This is a genomic window from Synechococcus sp. R3-13, assembly GCF_047462195.1.
Taxonomy (GTDB): domain Bacteria; phylum Cyanobacteriota; class Cyanobacteriia; order Thermostichales; family Thermostichaceae; genus Thermostichus.
This window is the reverse complement of sequence record NZ_JANSIO010000086.1, coordinates 1-4,027: the sequence shown is the minus strand read 5'-3', so window position 1 is coordinate 4,027 and position 4,027 is coordinate 1. Positions and strand designations below refer to the sequence as shown.

Here is a 4,027-nt window from a genome sequence, read left to right as displayed (position 1 = left end):
ATCTTTTGATTTTCTACCCACCTAAGTGGTCTTTTTCCAGATGGTTAACGCCCTCAAGGGAGTCTCCAGCCGCAGGTACGGGCAGGCTAAGTTTCCCAAGCCCTACGGCAAAACCGCCTTGTGGAGTCCTAGCTACTTTGCATCAGGTGTGGGTGGTGCTCCCCTGCAAGTCTTAGTTGCCTACATTCAAAACCAAGAAGAGCCGCCCTGTCGCGTCAGCGGGCCCTAGGCCTTAAGGGCGGGGTTTTAGACCCAGTTTTCTGATAAAAGACTGTTAACACAAACGCTCTCAGTGCAGAGCCATCGTCAGCAGCCCCTGCTGCCCCAGCAACACCTCCCGCAACAGGGTAACCAGGCCCACCCAAACCACAGGGGCCATGTCCACACCTCCCAGCGGCGGGATCAGGCGGCGGGTCGGGCGTAACAGAAACTCCGTCAGGCCGACCACCAGCGAGTAGGGCAACCGGGAAGTATCCAGTTGTGGATACCACGACAGAAAGATGCGCAGCACAAACAAGATGGTGTAAAGCGCCAGCAGCGGGCCAAGCACCCAGGCAGTGAATATCGGCAGCATAGATTTTGCAGCAACCAGGCTTTAGGGAATACTCTGGATCCATTCTGCTCTGGCTGGGAGCAACCTGTCGGGATCCCGAAGATGCTCTGGGGAATGCAGACGCTCGGCCCGAGTCAACCCACAACTTTTTTAGACTTTAACTGCGTTCCCGAATATTCCCGAAAATAGCCTTGCCGCAGGGCGGCAACCGTGAAGACTAGCGTCATAATAGTCGTATCTTGCTGGACTTCGGGCAGGGATCCCATGCAGGGAAAACTACAAGAGATCGATATCCGCAGCATCCTTCAGCTCATCGAGCTGGGCCAGCGCACCGGTGAGCTTTTCGTAGAGGCCAGCCCCTCTGCCTACTGGTTTGTCTTTTTCCTGAATGGACGAATCATCTACGCCTCTGAAGCAGAAGGGAACATCGCCCGCCTCAAAGACTACTTGCGCCGGTTCAAGGTGGAAGCTGCCCTTGAGGAAATTCAAATTCCCCACAAAGCTGCAGTCAACGCTCCCGAATACAACCGCCTCTGGTCTTTGCTGGAAAACCACAAGCTCAACCCCAACCAAGGCAAGCAAATCCTGCTGGGCATGGTGCGGGAAGTCCTCTTCGACCTGCTCAGCCTCCACCAGGGTTCCTTCATTTTTGAGGCCGGATCCCCCCTGGCCCCCCAATTGACCACCTTCCCCGTTACCTCCCTGCTCACCGAGATCGTAGCCCAAGTGCAGGAGTGGAAAAAGCTGCACCCCTACATCCAAGCTCCCAACCAAGCTCCCACCATCGTCAACCCCCTGCCGCTCCAGCAAAACCTGCCCGCCCCCGTCTTCAAAGCCCTGAGCGAGTGGTCAGACGGCAAAACCAGCATTCGCCAGATGGGTCGCTACCTGGGTCGAGACACCCTGGCGGTGGCCAAGGCCATCTATCCCTACGTCCGCCAAGGGGCCATTCAACTGTCCGAGCCCGTCTTGATCGCGGAGCCCAAGCCCAGCCGTCCCCTCAAACCCAGCGATAAGCCCAGCCACATCCTTTGCATCGACGACTCCATGGCCATCCAAAAAACCGTAGAGTTCATCCTGCAAAACGAGGGCTACCAGGTTACCACCATCGGCAATCCTCTCAAAGCGCTGGGACAGGTGTTTCTTCTCAACCCCGACATGATTCTCTGCGATGTGGCCATGCCCAAGTTGGATGGGTATGAGCTGTGCGCCATGTTGCGCAAATCCAGCCAGTTCCGCGAAACCCCCATGATCATGCTGACCGGCAAGGATGGTTTTACCGACCGGATTAAGGCCCGCATGGCCGGAGCGAACGAATTTTTGAGCAAACCCTTTGCGGAAAAGGAGTTGTTGACCATTGTCGAATCCTACGTGGGCCCTCCCCCCAAACGGGGCGGTGGCGAATAGGCGTTGGGGTAGCCAAAATGTTGGCACAGAAGACTATAGGCGAAGTACTGGACAGAAGAGTGGCCTCACCGAAACAATAGGGGTAGCATGGCCGGCCCGGAGCCAGGGAGCCAGGTGAGGTTACAAGAGCAAACCTCAGTCAAAGCAGCCCGACGGTTGCGCGGGAGTGCAAAAGGAGCAAGACGGCGATGAGCAAAGTGCTGGTGGTGGATGACAACCGTACCTACCTGGAGACCATTTCCAGCTTGCTTTCCGAGAACGGTTTGGAAGTCTCCACAGCAACAGACGGCGTAGAGGCAATGGAGTGCATTCGCCAGCAGAAGCCTGATGTGGTGGTGCTGGATATTGTCATGCCGCGCATGAACGGCTACGAGGTATGCCGGGAAGTGAAGGGGGATGAGAGCACCAAGCACATTCGCATCGTCGTGTGTTCCACCAAAGACCAGACCTTTGATATCGAGTGGGCCAGGCGCAATCAGGCGGATGCCTATGTAACCAAGCCCTTCAAGCCCCAAGAGCTCCTGGCGACCATCAAACATCAATTGCGGGAGATGAATCGGAAATGAGTCGCGTTTTGGTGGTGGAAGACAGCCAATCCCAGCGGGAGATGATCAGCAAGCTGCTGCAGGAGAACGGCTTGGAGGTGACGGTGGTGGAGGATGGCGTGGAAGCCATCGAAGCCGTGAAGCAGAGCAAACCCGATCTGATCGTGCTGGATATTGTCATGCCGCGCATGAATGGGTATGAGGTGTGCCGCCTTCTCAAGGCCGACCCTCTCACCCAAAAAACGCCCATCGTCATGTGTTCTTCCAAGGGCGAAGAATTTGACCGCTACTGGGGGATCCGCCAGGGAGCGGATGCCTACATTGCCAAGCCTTTCCAGCCCCAGGAACTGGTGGGTACGATTAAGCAATTACTGAGAGGCTGAGAGCTGCCCCTTCTGCTTCCACGCCTTTCGGTAGGTCCTGAGAACGACTCTGCGTTTTAAGCAGGGAGGGGGGCGGGATCAACAGTCCACAAGACTATCCATGCGGGGGAGCATCATGCTGGGGGATCTGGATTTATTGATGGGGGATGAGACCCAAGAGTTGCGGGAGATGGAGGCTCCCGAAGGTGAGCTATTCCTAAAGTTCAAGATTGCCACCGGGGAGGAATTTGCGCTGCCAGCGGTATCGGTTGTGGAGGTGATGAGCATTGGCCCAGAGAAAATCACCCCCATGCCCAATGTGGCCCCAGTTTTGCTGGGCACGCTGAATTTGCGGGGCGAGATCATCTGGGTTGCAGACCTGGGGCAATTTTTGGGGATCAGCCCGCCCCTGAACATCGACCGAGCCGAGATTCCTGTGGTGGCCGTGATGGATCAACAGGATTTGCTGATGGGCTTGGCTGTGGATTTAATTGTAGGCATGGAGTGGCTGAAGACTGAATTGGTGCGGCCTGCCCTCACGGCTCCTGAGTCCATGGCTCCTTTTTTGCGAGGGGAATGGGTGGTGCCCGGAACGGGATCGCGCTTGCCATTGCTGGATCAGTCGGCCATCCTGCGATCCAATCGTTGGGGTTGACAAGCGGCCCCCTGTGAGTTCGGCGAGAGGAAAGTGTATAGTTCCTATCAAAGATCCAAGCTGACTCCATTCACAATGGGGAAAGCTGGACTGATGCTATCCCCTGCTGATGCGTAAGGGTGAGATTGCATAGTGGCCAAACCTTGAGAGGGCGGCAGAAAAGTGCATTCTTGACCGAATGGGGGCAGAAGGAGAGATAGCCTGCATCTATTATTCTAAGAGGTTCTGAGGTGTTGGGGGCGTTCCGTTTGCATCTGTGTTGAAGCGTGAACAGAGGTAGCCAAGCAGTGAAGGGAGGATCCATGGTTCCGAGCGCGAACAGTCAGAGAGACTACACCGATGCGGTGGCCGCCTTTTGGCAGGGAGACTACGTCCAGGCGGTGCGGTTGTTCAACCAAGTGGCTGCTGCTCAACCGCAAGATACTGCTGTCAAGCTGCTGCTGGCTTCAGCACAAAAACAAGCTGGGCAGTTGTTGGAAGCTCGCCAAACCTACAACACCATTTT

The 4,027-nt window shown here is 56.0% G+C and carries 6 protein-coding genes and 1 pseudogene; 6 read left to right on the top strand and 1 reads right to left on the bottom strand.

Features of this window, described 5'->3' with window-relative positions; translation table 11 throughout:
- Positions 1 to 229, top strand: a pseudogene (locus NW856_RS02935) (transposase); the annotation flags it as partial.
- A 60-nt stretch (positions 230 to 289) separates the two neighbouring features.
- Here the strand turns inward: NW856_RS02935 and NW856_RS02930 are convergent.
- Positions 290 to 574 (bottom strand): YggT family protein, encoded by a 285-nt coding sequence (locus tag NW856_RS02930; protein WP_414355918.1) that lies wholly within the window; start codon positions 572 to 574, stop codon positions 290 to 292.
- 243 nt (positions 575 to 817) lie between these two features.
- Here NW856_RS02930 and NW856_RS02925 point away from each other — a divergent pair, with 243 nt between their 5' ends.
- The 5 genes from NW856_RS02925 to NW856_RS02905 all read left to right on the top strand — a co-directional run.
- A complete protein-coding gene (locus tag NW856_RS02925) occupies positions 818 to 1,960 on the top strand; it encodes a response regulator (RefSeq protein ID WP_414399007.1) in 1,143 nt (380 codons plus the stop codon).
- Positions 1,961 to 2,148: 188 nt separating this feature from the next.
- Positions 2,149 to 2,526, top strand: a complete 378-nt coding sequence (locus tag NW856_RS02920; RefSeq protein WP_414399005.1) for a response regulator — start codon at positions 2,149 to 2,151, stop codon at positions 2,524 to 2,526.
- Positions 2,523 to 2,888 (top strand): response regulator transcription factor, encoded by a 366-nt coding sequence (locus NW856_RS02915; protein WP_414399004.1) that lies wholly within the window; start codon positions 2,523 to 2,525, stop codon positions 2,886 to 2,888. The genes NW856_RS02920 and NW856_RS02915 overlap by 4 nt, the downstream gene beginning before the upstream one ends.
- Before the next feature lie 115 nt (positions 2,889 to 3,003).
- Positions 3,004 to 3,522, top strand: a complete 519-nt coding sequence (locus NW856_RS02910) for a CheW domain-containing protein (RefSeq protein ID WP_011433530.1) — start codon at positions 3,004 to 3,006, stop codon at positions 3,520 to 3,522.
- A gap of 302 nt (positions 3,523 to 3,824) precedes the next feature.
- The coding region (locus tag NW856_RS02905) for a tetratricopeptide repeat protein (RefSeq protein ID WP_414399003.1) at positions 3,825 to 4,027 on the top strand (203 nt) is incomplete at its 3' end.

Excerpts from the sequence above, each read along its gene's own strand:
- NW856_RS02930 (WP_414355918.1), bottom strand. The coding sequence starts at position 574 with ATGCTGCCGATATTCACTGCCTGGGTGCTTGGCCCGCTGCTGGCGCTT.
- NW856_RS02910 (WP_011433530.1), top strand. The coding sequence starts at position 3,004 with ATGCTGGGGGATCTGGATTTATTGATGGGGGATGAGACCCAAGAGTTG.
- NW856_RS02925 (WP_414399007.1), top strand. The coding sequence starts at position 818 with ATGCAGGGAAAACTACAAGAGATCGATATCCGCAGCATCCTTCAGCTC.
- NW856_RS02920 (WP_414399005.1), top strand. The coding sequence starts at position 2,149 with ATGAGCAAAGTGCTGGTGGTGGATGACAACCGTACCTACCTGGAGACC.
- NW856_RS02915 (WP_414399004.1), top strand. The coding sequence starts at position 2,523 with ATGAGTCGCGTTTTGGTGGTGGAAGACAGCCAATCCCAGCGGGAGATG.